At 64.7% G+C, this 16,526-nt stretch carries 14 protein-coding genes; 4 read left to right on the plus strand and 10 right to left on the minus strand.

The genetic code is table 11. The features are described from left to right. Positions 1-115: 115 nt before the first annotated feature. From HU735_RS23810 to HU735_RS23820, 3 genes are read left to right on the plus strand one after another with little or no spacing between them, the layout of a single operon-like run. Positions 116-1,291, plus strand: coding sequence for an FAD-dependent oxidoreductase (locus tag HU735_RS23810; RefSeq protein WP_186715777.1), 1,176 nt, complete (start codon positions 116-118; stop codon positions 1,289-1,291). Next, a complete protein-coding gene (locus HU735_RS23815; protein WP_186715778.1) occupies positions 1,288-2,100 on the plus strand; it encodes an aldo/keto reductase in 813 nt (270 codons plus the stop codon). Before HU735_RS23810 ends, HU735_RS23815 begins: the two co-directional genes overlap by 4 nt. A 37-nt stretch (positions 2,101-2,137) precedes the next feature. Further along, positions 2,138-3,106 (plus strand): metal ABC transporter ATPase, encoded by a 969-nt coding sequence (locus HU735_RS23820; RefSeq protein ID WP_186715780.1) that lies wholly within the window; start codon positions 2,138-2,140, stop codon positions 3,104-3,106. Positions 3,107-3,169: 63 nt separating this feature from the next. On the opposite strand, the gene hldE is transcribed toward HU735_RS23820, so the two are convergent. After that, the gene (gene hldE / locus HU735_RS23825; RefSeq protein WP_186715782.1) at positions 3,170-4,591 is read right to left on the minus strand and encodes a bifunctional D-glycero-beta-D-manno-heptose-7-phosphate kinase/D-glycero-beta-D-manno-heptose 1-phosphate adenylyltransferase HldE; all 1,422 of its coding nucleotides are present in this window, start codon (positions 4,589-4,591) and stop codon (positions 3,170-3,172) included. A gap of 132 nt (positions 4,592-4,723) precedes the next feature. Next, the gene (gene msbA / locus HU735_RS23830; protein ID WP_050707188.1) at positions 4,724-6,526 is read right to left on the minus strand and encodes a lipid A export permease/ATP-binding protein MsbA; all 1,803 of its coding nucleotides are present in this window, start codon (positions 6,524-6,526) and stop codon (positions 4,724-4,726) included. Between the two features lie 110 nt (positions 6,527-6,636). Here msbA and HU735_RS23835 point away from each other — a divergent pair, with 110 nt between their 5' ends. Further along, positions 6,637-7,275: a phosphotransferase gene (locus HU735_RS23835; RefSeq protein WP_186715784.1), complete on the plus strand. Its 639-nt coding sequence runs from the start codon at positions 6,637-6,639 to the stop codon at positions 7,273-7,275. Between the two features lie 47 nt (positions 7,276-7,322). On the opposite strand, the gene HU735_RS23840 is transcribed toward HU735_RS23835, so the two are convergent. From HU735_RS23840 to rlmJ, 8 genes are all read right to left on the minus strand, one after another. Next, the gene (locus HU735_RS23840; protein ID WP_186715785.1) at positions 7,323-8,483 is read right to left on the minus strand and encodes an O-antigen ligase domain-containing protein; all 1,161 of its coding nucleotides are present in this window, start codon (positions 8,481-8,483) and stop codon (positions 7,323-7,325) included. After that, positions 8,476-9,243, minus strand: a complete 768-nt coding sequence (locus HU735_RS23845; RefSeq protein WP_186715787.1) for a glycosyltransferase family 2 protein — start codon at positions 9,241-9,243, stop codon at positions 8,476-8,478. The genes HU735_RS23840 and HU735_RS23845 overlap by 8 nt, the downstream gene beginning before the upstream one ends. A 22-nt stretch (positions 9,244-9,265) precedes the next feature. Further along, on the minus strand, positions 9,266-10,228 hold the full coding sequence (locus HU735_RS23850) for a glycosyltransferase (RefSeq protein ID WP_186715789.1): 963 nt from the start codon (positions 10,226-10,228) through the stop codon (positions 9,266-9,268). After that, positions 10,225-11,652, minus strand: a complete 1,428-nt coding sequence (locus HU735_RS23855; RefSeq protein WP_186715791.1) for a PIG-L family deacetylase — start codon at positions 11,650-11,652, stop codon at positions 10,225-10,227. The genes HU735_RS23850 and HU735_RS23855 overlap by 4 nt, the downstream gene beginning before the upstream one ends. A 2-nt stretch (positions 11,653-11,654) precedes the next feature. Next, positions 11,655-12,551, minus strand: coding sequence for an antimicrobial resistance protein Mig-14 (locus HU735_RS23860; protein WP_186715793.1), 897 nt, complete (start codon positions 12,549-12,551; stop codon positions 11,655-11,657). Further along, positions 12,551-13,681 carry a glycosyltransferase gene (locus HU735_RS23865; protein ID WP_186715795.1) on the minus strand — a complete coding sequence of 377 codons (1,131 nt, stop codon included), beginning with the start codon at positions 13,679-13,681 and terminating at the stop codon, positions 12,551-12,553. Before HU735_RS23865 ends, HU735_RS23860 begins: the two co-directional genes overlap by 1 nt. Then, on the minus strand, positions 13,665-15,422 hold the full coding sequence (locus HU735_RS23870; protein WP_186715797.1) for a carbamoyltransferase: 1,758 nt from the start codon (positions 15,420-15,422) through the stop codon (positions 13,665-13,667). The genes HU735_RS23865 and HU735_RS23870 overlap by 17 nt, the downstream gene beginning before the upstream one ends. A 196-nt stretch (positions 15,423-15,618) precedes the next feature. Continuing rightward, positions 15,619-16,455: a 23S rRNA (adenine(2030)-N(6))-methyltransferase RlmJ gene (gene rlmJ, locus HU735_RS23875; RefSeq protein WP_186715799.1), complete on the minus strand. Its 837-nt coding sequence runs from the start codon at positions 16,453-16,455 to the stop codon at positions 15,619-15,621. Between the last annotated feature and the right edge of the window lie 71 nt (positions 16,456-16,526).

Here is a 16,526-nt window from a genome sequence, read left to right on the forward strand (position 1 = left end):
GGCTTGCCCCGCGATAGGGCCGCATGGGTATCGCGGGGCAAGCCCGCTCCCACGGTCCTCTCCCCCGGTTACAGCCTGTATACTGCGCACCTGTCCCAGTTTTCGAGGTGCCCGCATGCCATCCGCCATTACCACTGACGTGCTGATCGTCGGCGCCGGGGTCGCAGGCCTCTGGCTCAATGCCCGGCTGCGTCGCCTGGGCTATTCGACGGTGCTGGTGGAGCGCGCCAGCCTGGGCGGCGAGCAGACCATCAAGTCGCAAGGCATTATCCACGGTGGCACCAAGTACGCCCTGCACGGCGCCCTCAGCGGCGCCTCCGAAGCCATCGCCGACATGCCGCGGCGCTGGCGCGAAGCGCTGGCCGGCAACGGCGAGCTGGACCTGACCGGCACCCGCCTGCTCTCCGACGCCCACTACCTGTGGTCCCCCGGCACCCTGGCCGGCAACCTCACCAGTTTCTTCGCCAGCAAGGCCGTGCGTGGCCGGGTTGACCAGGTCAAGGGCGAGCAACTGCCGCCGGCCCTGCAGGACCGCGCGTTCAAGGGCAAGGTCTACCGCCTGGCCGAACTGGTCATCGACGTGCCCAGCCTGTTGGCCAACCTGGCGCAACTGGCGGGCGACAGCCTGCTGGCCGGCGAGCGTATCGAGCCGCTGCGCGACGGTGACGAGCTGGCCGGGCTGCTGGTCGATGGCCGCGAGATCCGCGCCCAACGCATCGTCCTCAGCGCCGGCGGCGGCACCGAAGCGCTGCTGCACGCCCTGGGGCTGAGCCAACCGGCCATGCAGCGCCGTCCACTGCACATGGTCCTGGCCAAGGGCCCCAACCTCAAGCCGCTGTACGCCCACTGCCTGGGCGGCGGGCCCAAGCCGCGCATCACCGTGACCACTCACCCGGCCGCCGACGGCCAGTGGGTGTGGTACCTGGGTGGCGACATTGCCGAGGCCGATGGCGTGGCCCGCGAGCCCGCTGCGCAGATCGCCGCGGCGCAAAAGGAAGTCGCCAGCCTGCTGCCGTGGGTCGACCAGGCCCAGGTGCGCTGGGCCACCCTGCGCGTCGACCGTGCCGAACCGGCGCAATCGGGCCTGGTGCGCCCGGACAACGCCTTCCTCGCCGACCAGCAGCGCCTGCTGGTCGGCTGGCCGACCAAGCTGGCCCTGGCGCCGGACTTCGCCGATCGCGTACTGGCCAGCTTCGAACGTGACGGCATCCGCCCGGCGAGCCAGCCGGACCTTGCCGACCTGCCCCGCCCACCGCTGGCACTGCCTGCCTGGGAGCAACTGCTGCCATGAGCCTGCCGACCCTGCACGATCACCATCGCCCCCTGGGCAGCACCGGCCTGCGGGTGTCGCCGCTGGGCCTGGGCACGGTCAAGCTTGGCCGCGACCAGGGCGTGAAGTACCCCAACGGCTTCATCATCCCCGATGACGAAACCGCCCGCCTGCTGCTCACCCAGGCCCGCGAACTGGGCATCAACCTGATCGACACCGCACCGGCCTATGGCCGCAGCGAGGAGCGCCTCGGCCCATTGCTGCGCGGCCAGCGCGACCAGTGGGTGATCGTCAGCAAGGTCGGCGAAGAGTTCGAGGCCGGCCAGTCGCACTTCGATTTCAGCGCCGCCCACACCCGCCGCTCGGTCGAGCGCAGCCTCAAGCGCCTGGAGACCGACCGCATCGAGCTGGTGCTGGTGCATTCCGACGGCAACGACCTGGCGATCCTCGAGCAGGAGGGGGTGTACGAAACCCTTGCCGCGCTCAAGCAGGAAGGCAAGATCCTTGGCTATGGTTTGTCTGGCAAGACCGTCGCCGGCGGCCTGAAAGCGCTGGAGCAAGGTGATTGCGCCATGGTCACCTACAACCTCAACGAGCAGGCGGAGCGGCCCGTGCTGGACTACGCTGCCGAACACGGCAAGGCCATTCTGGTGAAGAAGGCCCTGGCCAGCGGGCATATCTGCCTGGCCCCCGGGGTCGATCCAGTGCAGGCCAGTTTCGAGTTGCTGTTCGCCCACCCAGGCGTGAGCAGTGCCATCGTCGGCACCATCAACCCGCTGCATCTGGCCCACAACGTGGCCACCGTCGCCCGCATCCTGGGCCGGCCCTGAGCCGCCCGGGCGGGGGCCCAACGCAAGGAGGAGCCTCGTGCCGCGTACGCTGATCCGCAAGAATCCGAGCAACTTCAAGACCCTGCCGCTGCACGTCGAGGCCACGCCCGAAGGCCTGACCTACCAGAGCATCGGCATGCCGCTGAATTTCGCCCAGACCCTGCAGCGGCGCAAGGCCATCCAGGTCGCCGACCCCGAGCACTTCGTGGCGGAACTGGCCAACCTTGGCGTGTCGGTGCGCCTGACCCTGCACTGGCAGGGCCGCGACTACTGGGTGCTGGTCCGCCAGCGCCGCCAGGACCGTGGCGATGTGGTGCTCAAGCTGATTTCCGGCTATGTCCCGGCCCACGAGCTGAACCTGCCGCTGCACACGGCGATCCAGGAAGTGGCCGAGGAATGCCTGCTGGAAACCCCCGAGGGCTGGCTGGGCGGACGCTTCAACGACACCTGGCTGCCGGCGCCCTATGCCGCTGCCCTGCACTATCGCGAGGCCCTGCCGTTCGTGCTGTCGCCCGAGTCCGGCGCCGCCCGGCCGGTGCATTGCGCCAACCTGATGCTGCTGGAGCGGCCACGCGCCTATGTGCACCTGCCCACGGCGTCGTTGCAACTGATCTACGACCTGCGCCTGCAGGTGCCACGGGAGGCCAAGTCGCTGAGCCTGTTCCACGTCGACGAGCGCCTGGAAGGTGATCAACTGGTGGCCAGGCTCAATCGCAAGCGGCCGGACCTTTACCTGATGCCGCTCAAGGACGGTCAACCCGTGGCCGAGCTGTACACCTTGAAGAAGGACCAGCTGACACCTGCGGGTACGCGCGGACTGTGGCTGGCCGAGAGCTTCGCCCGCCAGGATGGCTGGGTGGTGCGGGATGAGCGGGTGCGCTGGAAGGACTGGCTGAAGCAGCAGGGGCTGGTCGAAAGCAAGGCCGCGCCGGCGTCACATCTGGAGCGGTTCGGAGACAAGGCACGGGAACTGCTGGCCCGTGCGCGGACCTCGCTGCATAAATGAACACGGGGCAAGCCTGCTCCCGATGCTTCGTGGGAGCGGGCTTGCCCCGCGATCTGCAACGTATCAGTGCTTGCGGATCTTCTCGACGATCGCCGTGGTCGAGCTGTTCTCCACCAGACCCAGTACCTTCACCGTGCCACCATAGGCCTTGACGATATCGGCGCCGACCACCTGGTCGATACCGTAGTCACCGCCCTTGACCAGCACATCCGGCTTGACCTGGCGCAGCAGGTTCTCCGGCGTGTCCTCGGGGAAGCTGATGACCCAGTCCACCGCACCGAGGCCGGCCAGCACGGCCATGCGTCGGTCGACGCTGTTGATCGGCCGGCCCGGGCCCTTCAGGCGGCTGACCGAGGCATCGTCGTTGATGGCGACGATCAGCCGGTCGCCCTGGGCGCGAGCCTGTTCCAGGTAGGTCACGTGACCCGCGTGGAGGATATCGAAGCAGCCATTGGTGAAGACGATCTTCTCGTTGTGCGCACGGGCATCGTCGATGGCCAGCAGCAATTGCTCCAGGCCCAGCACGCCGCGCTCCGAGCCCTCTTCACGCTGGATGGCGCGACGCAGCTCAGGCGCGCTGATGGCGGCTGTACCCAGCTTGCCGACCACGATGCCGGCGGCCAGGTTGGCCAGGGCGACGGCATGCGGCAGGTCCTCGCCCGCGGCGATGGAAGCGGCAAGGGTGGAAATCACCGTGTCGCCGGCACCGGTGACATCGAACACCTCGCGGGCGCGAGCCGGCAGGTGCAGGGCCGGGTGGCCAGTGCGCAGCAGGGTCATGCCATGCTCGCCTCGGGTCACCAGCAATGCGCCCAGGTCCAGTTCTTCGAGCAGTTTCAGGCCCTTGGCGACCAGCTCGGTTTCATCGGCGCAACGGCCGACGATGGCCTCGAACTCGCTGAGGTTGGGGGTGATCAGGCTGGCACCGCGGTAGATCGAGAAATCCTTGCCCTTGGGGTCGGCCAGCACCGGGATGCCCTTGCCGCGGGCGGCCTGGATCAGCGCCTGATGGTTCTGCAGTGCGCCCTTGCCGTAGTCGGACAGCACCAGCACCTTGACGCCCTCGAGCAGGGTATCGACCTCCGCGCCCAGCGACAGCGGGTCGGTGGCGAACGGTTCCTCGAAGTCGATGCGCAGCAGTTGCTGGTGACGGCTCATCACCCGCAGCTTGACGATGGTCGGCTGGTGGGCAATGCGCTGGAAGATCGAGCGCACACCGGCGGCGTGCAGGCTATTGGCGAGGCTGTCGGCAGCCTCGTCCTGGCCGGTGACCCCGACCAGCGCGGCCGGCGCGCCGAGGGCGGCGATGTTCAAGGCCACGTTGGCCGCGCCGCCGGGGCGATCCTCGATCTGATCGACCTTGACCACCGGCACCGGCGCTTCAGGCGAAATACGCGAAGTACCGCCATGCCAGTAGCGGTCGAGCATGACATCGCCGACCACCAGTACCGGGGCTTGATCGAAACGCGGCATGGACAACTTCATGGGCAACCCATTTTTGGAAAAGTGAACAGGGGCAGGATATTAGCACAGGGATGCGCAGGGCTTTACGGCCAACCGCAGCGATGCTGTATCGATTGACCGGCGAGGCCTGCGAGGCCCCGCCGTGACGCAGGCTCAGGTGATGTTGGCCTTTTCGGCCTCGTCCAGCCCCATGGCGTGCAGACGGGCGTAATGACCATTGGCCTGGAGCAGTTCGGCGTGGGTGCCGCGCTCCACCAGACGGCCCTGGTCCATGACCAGGATCAGGTCGGCCTTCTCGATGGTCGACAGCCGGTGCGCGATCACCAGGGTGGTGCGCCCTTCCATCACATGGTCCAGCGCCGCCTGGATATGCCGTTCGGACTCGGTATCCAGGGCCGAGGTGGCCTCGTCGAGAATCAGCAGCGGCGCATTCTTGAGCAAAGCCCGGGCAATCGCCAGGCGCTGGCGCTGGCCGCCGGAAAGCAGCACGCCGTTCTCGCCGACTTCGGTATCGAAGCCCTTGGGCAACTGGTCGACGAACTCCTTGGCATAGGCATCGGCGGCGGCGGCCTCGATATCCGCGCGTGGCGCGCCGGCCAGGTCGCCGTAGGCGATGTTGTTGGCCACGGTGTCATTGAACAAGGTGACATGCTGGGTCACCTGGGAAACATGACGGCGCAGGTTGCGCAGGCGGTAATCCTCGATCTCCACGCCGTCGAGCAGGATCTGCCCTTCCGTGTGGTGATAGAAACGCGGGATCAACGCCGCCAGCGTCGACTTGCCACTGCCGGAACGCCCCACCAGGGCGATCATTTGCCCAGGCTCGGCGGTGAAGTTGATGTCGCTGAGCACCTGGCGCTCGGTGCCTGGGTAGGTGAAGCTGAGGTTGCGCACTTCCAGGCGTCCCTCGACCCGCTCCTTCTCGATACTGCCCTTGTCTATTTCGGGTTTTTCGTCCAACTGCTCGAAAATGCTCTCGGCACCGGCAAGGCCCTTCTGGATGGTCGAGCTGACTTCCGACAACTGACGAATCGGCTTGGGCAGCAGGCCGGCGGCAGTGATGTAGGCCACCAGGTCACCCGCCGATGCCTCACCGCGCAGGAACAGCACCAGGAACATCAGCGCGGCCATGGCGCTGTAGATCACCAATTGCAACAACGGCGTGTACAGCGCACCGGTCTTGGTCATGCGCAGTTGCTTGTCGGTATTGCTTTGGCTGGCGGCACCGAAGCGGCGCTCCTCGTAGCTTTCGCCACCGAAGCTGCGCACCACGCGGTAGCCCTGGATGGTCTCGGAGGCCACGTGGGTGACATCGCCCATGGCCACCTGGATCTTCTTGCTCTGCTTGCGGAATTTCTTGCTGGCAGTGCTCACCATCACCGCGATCACCGGCAGGATTGCCACCATCACCAGGGTCAGCTTCCAGTTCATCCACAGCAGGTAGGCGAACAGGAACACCACCGTCAAGCCTTCACGGATGACTACCTTGATGGCGTCGGTGGCGGCGCCGGTGACCATGGTCACGTTGAAGGTGATGCGCGAGATCAGGTGCCCGGAATTGTGGTTGTCGAAGTAGTGGTTGGGCAGGACCAGCAGCTTGTTGAACAGCTCGACCCGCAGGTCGTGCACCAGGCACAGCGACACCTTGGCCAGGTAGTAGTTGCCGAGGAACGACCCCAGGCCCTGCCAGGCAGCGATCAGGATGATCAGCAGCGGCACCGCCTGCAATAATTGCAGATCACGCAGGTAAGGCACGTCGGGGAACAGCACCGCCTGCGGATTGCTCAGCCCATCGACGAAATACTTGAGGATCCCGGCCAGCATCGGCTGGGTCGAGGCGAAGATCACGAAACCGACGATGCTCAGCAGGAAGATGCCGATATAGGGTTTGACGTAGCCCAGCAGGCGCAGATAGATCTTCAGGCTTGCAGGGGAAGACGATTCGGGAACTGTCATGAGAATCCGTCGGGTCAAAAAGAGTCGGGATTATACCACACACGGTGTCTTGCACCGTCCGCCGCAGGTTAAGATAGACGGCTGTCCCGAACCCTGGCCCCGGAGGCTTGATGCACGCACTTGACCACGCCCGTTACCTTGCCCTGCGCGAGGGCGCCCACGTCCTCGAGGCCGACGGCACTGGCGACAAGGTCCTGCGCCTAAAGGATGGTTCGATGCTCAAGCTGTTCCGCCGCAAGCGTCTGATCAGCTCGGCGGCCTGGTATCCCTACGCCCAGCGCTTCGCCGACAATTGCCAGGCGCTGGCCGAACGCGGTATCCCCTGCCCGCAGGTCAAGGCGGTCTATCGTATCGCCGAGATTGCCCGCGATGCCGTGCACTATGACCCGCTACCCGGCCATACGCTGCGCCAACTGCTGGAGCAACCCGACCAATACCCGGGCTTGCGCGACCAGCTCGGGCGTTTCATCGCGACGCTTCACGAAGCGGGGGTGTACTTCCGCTCCGCGCACCTGGGCAATGTGGTGCTGACGCCCGAAGGCAAACTGGGGCTGATCGACGTCGCCGACCTGCGCATGTACCGCAGGCCACTTCGCCGTTCTCAACGCCAGCGCAACTTCCGTCATATGCTGCGTTACCAGGAAGATCGAGGGTGGTTGCTGGGTGACGGCGACAACGCCTTCATCGAAGCCTATCTCGCCAGCCAGCAGATCTGCCGCCGCCAGGACCTGGCCAACGCACTTTCCTGAACAAAAAGGGGCTGCAAAGCAGCCCCCCGGACACACATCCGCTGCGGTCAGCTCATCGAGCGCCGCTGTTGCAGGCTACGGCCAAGCACCATCGCCGCCGGCAGCAGGACCAACGGCCACAACTCATCGGGATTGCCGATCAGCTTGCTGCCATCGAAGTTGAGCATCACCAAGGCACAGGCCAGATAGATACCCCAAGGATCGCGCATACGCGCAGCCTGGACGAGGGTCATTGCCATGACGACCAGGAACAGCACCAACGAGACAGCACCGGTGTAGAGCCCCAGGGCAACATAGATATTGTGCGGGTGCTGGATAGGCATCCAACCGCTCAGCAGCTTGTCGCTATGGAATTCCACACCACAACCCAGCATCCAGCCACAATTGCGCCACTCGCCGACCATCACGTGGAACAGCTCACTGCGATAAGCATCACCACGCTCAAAGAGCGAATGGAACCATGCCGCATCCTTGATCAACCACAGCGCCACGACACCCAACACCGCGAACAGCAGCAGCCAGCGTCCAGCCACTCGCGGATAGCGCCACAAAGCCCAGCATGCCCAGAGGGCAAACAGGAAGGCCGCGCCGACCATTGCGGTGCGCGTCTGCATGACGAACGTCACCGCCACCACCGACAGCACCACAGCACAAAATGCCTCGCCCCATCGGCGATTGCGCAACCAGCCAGGCATGGCCAGCGCCAAGGCGCAGAAAATCCAGATACTGGTGTAGATCACGTTCTGCATGCGCGCTGGCATCAGGCCAACCCGATCACCGAGGGCGTAGAGACCGCTCAGGTAGCCATAGGCCGAATAACCGAAGACATACAGGCAGATGACCCAGAACAGTGCCCGGGTAAAGCGGTCGGAACGGAACAGATCCTGGCAGACAAGCCCGGCCACGATGAAGACAAACAAGGTAACGTAGGCGATGTGCTTGTAGAACTGCCCATCACCCGCCACGACAGCCGGCACCAGGAACCAAAGCAGGAACGCGAGCCAGGCCAGGCCCAGCTTGTCGCGGAACACGCCCGCACCGCGCTCCTTGATCAGGAACACCAACCCCGGCAACGCGATAAACGCGTAGAAGATGTTATTCGTCCATTTAGAAGAGTTCATCAGCACGAAGCTGGCGAGGAAAACAATCAGCGCCGCAGTGAAATAGCGCCGGCTCGCTCGATTGTCCTTGGTGATTCCTTCAAACATCCTTCAACACCCATCCAAGCAATAGTCCAATAAACAGCACGCCCAACAGACGAATGCGATCCATGCGCTTGCGTCGTGCCTTCTTGATTTTTTCTTCCGGCATTTCCACATGCTCGCCGAAACCGGTATGCAGCACGGCGTCGTTTTCCAGGATCAGCGCGTAGCGGTCGCGCTCGGCGTACAACCGCGACAAGCTCTTCTCACCGGAATGCGAGGCGTAAGGTGCATGTGCCTGGTAGTCGGCCAGCCTGCGCAGGCCTGGGTTGAACGAGAACCCCTGCCATTCCGCCTTGTGCGAGCCCAGCTTGTGGAAAGCGATGCCCTGCAGCACCTGACGCGCTTCAAGGAACACATAGGGGCTGTGCACCTGCAGGTCATGGTTGAAACTGCGCAGCCAGACCTGCAGCGCCTGCGGGTCGGCCTCCAGCAGTGCCTGGGATTCCTCGACGAAGCCCGGGCGATAGAAGGCCCAGTCATCCTCGCAATGGAACACCCAGAAGGTCTTGATCTGCGAATAGGCGGCGTCCACCGAGCGCAACTGCCCAAGCTTGGGATTGTTGACGATGAAGGTGGTGTGCTCGCGCCAGTGTTCCGGGATGCAGCCACGCACCGCCTCGTCACCGGAGTCTTCGGTGATGAAGACTTCACGGATGGGCGCCGTGTTGTAGCGGTCGAAACTTTCGAGCGTGCGCTTGAGCAACTCGAAACGACCACAACTGGTCACCACCAGTGTGATCTCGCTGTTTTCACTGAAGATCATGGCTTCCTCGATGTATGTGGGCCTAACGCGACAGGCCGATGGCCAGCAGCACACGGTCCAGCAGGCCAGGCTTCGCGGCCGGGCGCAGCGGCGCGCGCATGGCCTCGGTGATCGCCTGCCCTAGCGCGTGGAAGGTATAGCGCTGCTCGGCCAACTGCTGGCCATTGCGCGAGATACGCTCGGCCAGGGCGAGATCACCACGCAGCCGGGCGAGCTTCTCGCGCAACTGCTCGAGGTCGCGGTAGAGCACGATGTTGTGCATGTCGACGAAGCCCAGCGCCTGGTTCTCTTCCTCGCCCTGGTCATAGGCGAACAGGACGCAGCCACAGGCCATGGCTTCGAAATTCTTGATCATGTACTCGCCCATGCCGACGTCGGCACTGACGAAAAAGCGGATGCGGCTGAGAGTCCGGCTGTACTCCTCGCCGGACTTGGTGCGGGTGATCAGCAGGTTCTCCACCGCCGCGATCGACTCGAGCATCTGCTTGCGCCCGGAGTAGGCCACGCTGCGCAGGCTGCCGACGAACGCCAACTCGATATCACGCTCATGGTTTTCATTGCGCAGCAGCGCCTGGTCATACCCCTTTGGCACGAAGATCGCGTCGAAGCCTTCATCGCGCAGGCGTCGGGTGACCACCGCGCCGGAGGTGATGATCCGCGCCCATGGCAGCTGGCGGTAATACTCGCTGAACTTGCCGGTGTACTTGCAGGGGATGTAGTTCTGGTAGGCGTCGTGCTCGAGGATCACCAGGTTCGGGATCGTCCGAATGAAGCGTGCCTGGCGGATCTCTTTCTTGAAACGCAGGAAGAACAGGATGCGGTCGTACTGCTCGACCTGCACATGCTCGCGGAAATAGCTGCGCAGATCGGCCTGCTCGTCACCGGTCAACCAACGGATATCGCACTCGCAGTCGGCCGCGATGCCTTCGTACAGACGGTCCAGGATGGCGCGTTGCTCTTTCTGGACCAGGAACAGGACTTTCACCGTGGTTCTCTCTTGTCGATCATTGTGCCGACCCACAGCAGTTCGTGGCGCCGTACGGCCTTGCGGAAGAATTCATTTTCACCGAATGCAGGCCAGCGCCGGGCGGCGAGGCAGCGCTGCAGGAAGCGACGGATTCGGCGCTTGAGCGAGGCCGCGGGCTGCAGGTCGTGCATCATACCCAAAGCGATGGCCTTTTGCCTCTGCTCTTGCGCCCCCACCCCAAGCACCCACGGGCGCATGGGCATGCCGGCATCGAAGAAGGGTGGCAGAGGTACGCCGGTACCGGCATCACCCATCGGCCAACGGTCATTGTCATGCAGGTGGTTGGCATAGAACAGCAGGGTTTCAGGCCGCCAGCCGGCGCTCTGCAACGCCTGCTGCAGGGCGTCATGGGCACACACATGGTCCGGGTGCGGATCCAGGGTCGGGTGCGGCATCACAATGGTTGCCGGACGCGCGCGCTCGATGAGCTCGCGCAGGTCCTGGACCAGGTTGTTCCAGCTCGGCCGGCCATCGGCGTCGCTTTGCAACGCGACTTCATTGAATCGACGGAATGGCCGGGTGTCGGCCAGGTCTGCCTCGCGCGACGGAATCGATGCCCCGGGCTCAGCCTGCATGGCCGGCAACTGCATGCAGAAATAGCCCAACTGCACGCATTGGCTGGAAGGCACGCCGGCCCAACGCGGCACGGCGACGCTGTCCCAGCTGCGCAATTCGCCCTTGAGCCGGGCCGCCTCGACCAGGTCGAGATCGAAGGTGTCGCGGTAGTACTCGTTCTCGATCTCGCCGGCGGTGAGGGTCACGATCCAGCTGCTCTTCGCCTGGGAATAGGCAGCGAACGCCGCCAGCTCGGCATCGTCGGCATGAGGGGCGATAACCATCAGGGTGCCAGCCAGGTAGTCGGGGTGACGCAGCACCAGCAACTCCATTTCAGGTGCGACGCGACAATGGCGACCGCTCAGGCGCAGCTGCCCGGCGCTCAGCGCCTCGGCCTGCCCGCTCAGGTTCAGGTAGCGCACGCCCCGCACACCCCGCTCGAAAGCCTGGCAATCGGCAGCACCACCTTCGATGCGTACCGCCGGATCGAACAATCGACCCAACCAGCCTGCGCGCAGGCTCACCCGCAACAACAGCGTCTCGCTGCCGTCCAGCGTGCAATCGCCCGGCAAGGCCAGCACCCCTTCCTGGCTGCGCAGCGCATGACGCTCAGTGGCTTGCAGGTCGTACTGGTAGTCGCTGCCCGGCACGTAGAACAGATGGTCGGAAAACCAGGCTTCATGGGCCACCCACAGCAGCACCGCGAGCACGGGCGGCAACCATAGCGCCCACAGCGCCGAGAACAGCAGCACGATCAGCGCCAGCAGCAGGATCACCCGCTTGCGCTTGCGATGGCGTTTGAGCAGTTGCTGTTTGTTGGCGCTCATGTTCAGACCTGGAAGACGTTGACGGGGTTGCACCAACGGTCCTTGTACTCCCGGTCGGCCCGACCGAACGAGAACCGCAGCATCTTGCCACGGGTATTGGCATCCTCCCAGGCAGCCTGGGTATTGAGGAAGCTCAGTACGCTACCAGGGCTGAATGCCTTGGTCTGCGGGTCGACACCGCCGTTTACATATTCGACGCTGATCCATTGCGGCGCCTCGACGCGATACACCAGCTGAATGGCGATGGGCGCCCCGTCGAGGAACAGCACCGAACCGACCAGCAGCTCGCGCAGGCGCTCGACCACCTCGGCCATGCGGGCCGCGCCGGTGGCCGGGAAGCCCCAGCGACGCTGGAACAAGTCACAGTACATCGCCGCGATCTCGGCTGCAGTGAAATCGCCGATCGGCCGCACCTGGCCACCCGCCTCTTCCAGCAGGCGCAGCTCACGACGCTGGTTGTAGCGGAACTTCTTCGACAGGTCCTCGTGGGGACGTGCCATGGCCAACTGCTCGGGTTGCGCCTTCAGGCCGGCGAAACGGCCCTGGTTCAACTCCGAAAGGTAGCGACCGGCGTGGCGCAGCGGCGCCCCGGCATCGGCGGCGGCCGGCAGGATGATCTCGGCATTGCCCAGGTCGAACAGGCCTTTCTTGCCTTCGCGCTTGAGCACATCCTTGGACAGCGCCAGATGGCGCCCCCAGGTCGGCAGCGCGGCCTTGAGCTCGGCGCCTTGAAACCAGCCCAGGTAACGCACCGGGATCCCGGCCAGGTCCGCCAGTTGCTCGATCACCAACGGGTGCGTGGCGACACTGCCGCCATGACGCTGCCAGGCGTCGCTGTACGCGGCCGCGTCGATCACTTGCCAGCCGCGTTCGCGCCAGGCCTTGAGATGATTGAGCATCAAGCCTCCGCCATCAGCGCGCGGACTTGCGGCAGTTGCCAGAAGGCATCACGCACCGCCTGGTCGCTAAAGCGCTGCTGCAGACGCTGCAGCATATGCCCGGCGCATGCCTCGCGCTGCTGCGCGTCCAGGCCGGCCATGTGCTTCAGGCCCTGGGCCAGCTGCGCGGCATCGCCCAGCGGGAACAGCACACCCACGCCCTCGACCACCTCCCGGGCGCCGCCACAGGCGGTAGCCAGCACCGGCACGCCAGCGACCATGGCTTCGAGCAGAACCATGCCGAACGGCTCATGGTCGGAGCTCAGGGCGAACACGTCGAAAGCGCGGAAATAGCGGCGAGCGTCCGGGACCTGGCCTAGGAAGTCGACCTGCCCGGCGATGCCCAACTCGGCAGCCAGGGCCTTGAGTTTCGCCTCGAGACGGCCCTTGCCCAGGATCGCCAGACGCGCACCGGCCGGCAACCCCGGCAAGGCTTCGGCGAAACCACGCAGCAGCGTGGCCTGGTCCTTGTCCGGATGCAGGCGACCGACGTTGCCGACCACCCAGGCACGTTCATCCAGGCCCAAGGCCCGGCGCGCCTCGTCACGCGGCACCAGGCTGGCCTGCAGTGCCTCGACGTCGATGCGGTTGTACAAAGTCTGGATACGCTCGGCTGGCCACAGACCCAGGCAGCGACGCATGTCGTCGCGCACCGCGTCCGACACACCGAGCAGGCTCAGGCGCTTACGGAACAGGTTGGCGAACAGCCGCCGCCCTTTGCGCTCATAGTCGCCGAAGGCATGGTGCACGCCAATCACCGGCAGGCCGGTCCCGAGCAGCGCGACATAAATCGGCTTGAAGCGGTGGGCGATGCAAAAGCTGAAATTGCGCTGCGCGGCGATCTTGCGCAGCGCGCGGATCGCGCCCAGCTTCAGGCCACGCACGGCCTTGGAGCTGAACTCGAGAAACAGCACCTCGTCCGAGGCACAGCCGGCCGCTACTTTCGCGTCGGCTGCCCCGGTGAGGAACACGGTAGTGACCTTGTAGCCGCTGCCCTGAAACAGGCTGGCGTATTGACGGGCACAATCGAGAAACGGCCCGTCATAGCCATGGCAGAACTGCAGGATGCGCGGTTCAGAGCGGCTGGTCATACGGCGCGGCGCCTTCCTTGACCACCAGGATGTCTTCCATGATCAGGTACTGCAGGTCCGAGCCGAAGAACATGTTCAGGGCGTCGGTCGGCGAGCAGATCATGGGTTCGCCACGGCGGTTCAGCGAGGTGTTCAGCGACACGCCGTTGCCGGTCAGGTCTTCCAGCGCCTTCATCATGTCGTAGTAGCGCGGGTTGTACTCGCGCTTGAGCACCTGGGCGCGCGAAGTGCCGTCCTCATGGACGACTTCCGGCACGCGGGTCTTCCACTCTTCAGCGACTTCGAAGGTGAAGGTCATGAACGGCGCGGGGTGATCGATCTTGATCATCTGCGGCGCGACGGTATCGAGCATCGACGGGCAGAAAGGTCTCCAGCGTTCGCGGAACTTGATCTGGTGGTTGATGCGATCGGCCACGCCTTCCACGCTCGGGCAGCCGATGATCGAACGACCACCCAGCGCACGCGGACCGAACTCCATTCGGCCCTGGAACCAGGCCACCGGGTTGCCATCGACCATGATCTTGGCGATCTGCTCTGGCATGTTCTCGAGCTTGCGCCATGTCGGCTGGCTCGGGTGACGGGCACAGGCGGCGATCACGTCTTCATTGGAGTACGCAGGGCCGAGGTAGACATGCTCCATCTTCTCGACCGGCACGCCACGGGCGTGGGACACGTAGGCGGCCGCGCCAACGGCGGTACCGGCGTCGCCGGAGGCCGGCTGGACGAACAGCTCTTTCACGTCGTCGCGGGCGATGATCTTCTGGTTCAGCTTGACGTTCAGCGCGCAGCCGCCGGCGAAGGCCAGCTTGCCGGTTTCTTTCAGCGTGTCGCCCAGGTAGTGGTCGATCATCTGCAGGGCCAGCTTCTCGAACAGCGCCTGCATGCTGGCGGCATAGTGGATGTACGGCTCGTCGGCAATGTCGCCTTCGCGCTTCGGACCCAGCCACTCGATCAGCTTGGGCGAGAAGTAGAAGCCCTTGCCCTTCTCTTTATAGCGGCGCAGGCCGATGACGTTGGCGTATTCGGTGTTGATCACCAGCTCGCCGTTTTCGAAGCTGGCCAGGCGCGAGAAGTCGTACTTGCTGGCGTCGCCATACGGCGCCATGCCCATGACCTTGAACTCGCCATCAAGCATCTCGAAGCCGAGGAACTCGGTGATCGCGCCATACAGGCCACCCAGCGAGTCCGGATCGAAGAATTCCTTGATCTTGTGGATCTTGCCGTTTTCGCCGTAGCCGAAGAAGGTGGTGGCGTACTCGCCCTTGCCGTCGATACCGAGGATCGCGGTTTTCTCTTTGAAACCCGAGCAGTGGTAGGCGCTGGAAGCGTGAGCCAGGTGGTGCTCGACCGGCTCGATCTTGATCTTCTTCGGATCGAAGCCCAGTTGCTCCAGGCACCAGACGATCTTCTTGCGGTAGCGCTTGTAGCGGCGGTTGCCCATCAGCAGCGCGTCGAGGGCGCGGTCCGGGGCGTACCAGTAGCGCTTGGCGTAATGCCAGCGGGCCTTGCCGAACAGGCTGATCGGGGCGAACGGAATGGCCACCACGTCGACGTCCGACGGCTTGATGCCGGCCTGTTCCAGGCAGAACTTCGCCGACTCGTAGGGCATGCGATTCTTCGCATGCTTGTCACGCACGAAGCGCTCTTCTTCGGCGGCGGCAATCAGCTTGCCGTCGATGTACAGGGCCGCGGAAGGGTCATGGCTAAGGGCGCCGGACAGGCCAAGAATCGTCAGTGCCAAGGGTCTAGCCTCTCAAATCGGTATGAAGTGCGCCAACGGCCATTCGGGCGGATGGCGGCTAAAGGGCGGGATTATAACGCAAAGATGGTCAGGCGCGATGCAATCGCGTGGGAGCGGGCTTGCCCCGCGATAGCGGCGGATCCACCGGCGCCATCGCGGGGCAAGCCCACTCCCACGAGGGTAATGTGCCGCCAGGTTACTCGGCGATCAGCCAGTCCATGCGGAAGCTGCCGGCGGTCTGCGCCAGCTCCTTGGCCAGCCACGGCAGCAGCGTCTTGAGCTCGTCCTCCAGGCCCCACGGCGGGTTGGCGATGGCCAGGCCCGAACCGTTCAGGCCCTGCGGGCTGTCCTGGTGGTGCACGTACAGCTCGACCCGCAGCAGCTTCGGCGCGCCGGTGCTGGTCAGGTCCTGGTAGAAGCGGGTCAGCGAGCGCTGGTCCTTGATCGGGTACCAGATCGCCGCGACAGTCTGGCGCATGCGACCGATCGCCTCTTTCATGGCCACGGTGCAGCGCTTGAGCTCGTCGGCCTGCTCGAATGGCGGGTCGATCAGCATGATCGCGCGCTTTTCCTGGACCGGCAGAAGCGCCCGCGGGATGTGCCAGCCTTCACCCAGGTGAACGGTGACCCGCGGATCCTTCTTCATGTTCTCCTTGAGCAGCGCCCCATCTTCAGGGTGCTTCTCGTTGAGCAGGGCGCGGTCCTGCTGGCGCATCAGGCGGCGCGCCAGCTCCGGCGAGCCCGGGTAGTAGCGCAGCTCGCCGTCCTGGTTCAGGCGCTTGATGATGCGCATGTAGTCGGCGGTCGCCTCCGGCAGGTCGTCACGGTTCCACAGGCGGGCCACGCCCTCGAGGTATTCACCTGTACGGCTCGCCTGATCACCCTGCAGGTCGTAGAGACCCAGGCCGGCGTGGGTGTCGATGTAGGCGAACGGCTGCTCCTTGCGCGACATCAGGGCGATGAGGCGGGTGAGCACGATGTGCTTGAGGACGTCGGCGTGGTTGCCGGCATGGAAGGCGTGACGATAGTTCATGAGGACTCCTGCGGGGGCGCCAAGTTTACCTTGTCGCGAGGGAGTCGTCAGGTGCGGCGGTCGGTGCTGAG

This window comes from Pseudomonas sp. BW16M2 (assembly GCF_014268865.1).
Taxonomy (GTDB): Bacteria; Pseudomonadota; Gammaproteobacteria; order Pseudomonadales; family Pseudomonadaceae; genus Aquipseudomonas; species Aquipseudomonas peradeniyensis.